At 65.4% G+C, this 933-nt stretch carries 2 protein-coding genes; both read left to right on the forward strand.

The features are described 5' to 3' along the window. The coding region (locus L693_RS0110945) for a nicotinate-nucleotide--dimethylbenzimidazole phosphoribosyltransferase (protein ID WP_025717281.1) at positions 1-566 on the forward strand (566 nt) is incomplete at its 5' end. Then, the coding region (locus L693_RS0110950; RefSeq protein WP_025717282.1) for a bifunctional adenosylcobinamide kinase/adenosylcobinamide-phosphate guanylyltransferase at positions 563-933 on the forward strand (371 nt) is incomplete at its 3' end. The genes L693_RS0110945 and L693_RS0110950, both read left to right, overlap by 4 nt.

The raw sequence follows: 933 nt of genomic DNA on the forward strand, positions 1-933 counted from the left end.
GGCTATTCGTTACCGGCGAGCTGGGCATCGGGAATACGACAGCCAGTGCTGCGGTCGTATGTGCCCTTACCGGACTGGAGCCGGAAGTTATCGTAGGCCGGGGCACGGGGGTAGATTCAGCCGGACTTACCCGCAAAATAGCGGTGGTCTGCCGCGCGCTGGACGTAAACCAGCCGGATGGAAATGACGCCCTCGACGTGCTGACCAAGGTCGGCGGTCTGGAGATTGCCGCCTTGGCGGGCGTCATCCTCGGCGCAGCCGCACATCGCTGTCCAGTCGTGCTGGACGGCTTTATTTCCGGCGCAGCTGCCCTCGCTGCGCGCGCTCTGGCGCCTGCAAGTGCGGCGTATATGCTCGCCTCGCACGCCTCGGACGAGCGCGGGCACGCCGCGGTGCTCCGCCAGCTCAAGCTGGAGCCCATGCTGCATCTCGACATGCGGCTCGGGGAGGGCACTGGAGGTGCGCTGAGCCTGCACCTGATTGATGCGGCGTGCCGCATTATGCGCGAAATGGCGACCTTTGCCGATGCCGGCGTATCGGACGGTCAGGGAGCCGCACAGCGATGAAGGCGCTCGTGACCGGGGGGGCACGCAGCGGTAAAAGCGGCTTTGCCGAGCGGTTATGCATGTCGCTCGCACCCCGCGCCTGCTATATTGCAACGGCACAAGCCTACGACACGGAGATGAAGGATCGCATCGACCTTCATCGGTTCCAGCGCGAGTCTGCCGGGTATGACTGGCAGACGCTGGAGGAAGCGCAGGCGCTGCCGGAGCTGCTGCGGCGGCTTGGTGGCCTCCCTGATATAGCACAAATAGAGGCATGGCCGGCTGCGCAAGGCAGCGATCCTGCTAGCCTGCACGCCAGTCAAGCATCGCCGCCATCACCCGCGCCTATGGTGCTGGTCGACTGCCTGACCCTGTGGCTGGCGGACGG

The organism is Paenibacillus sp. 1-18 (assembly GCF_000520755.1).
Classification (GTDB): Bacteria; Bacillota; Bacilli; order Paenibacillales; family Paenibacillaceae; genus Paenibacillus; species Paenibacillus brasilensis.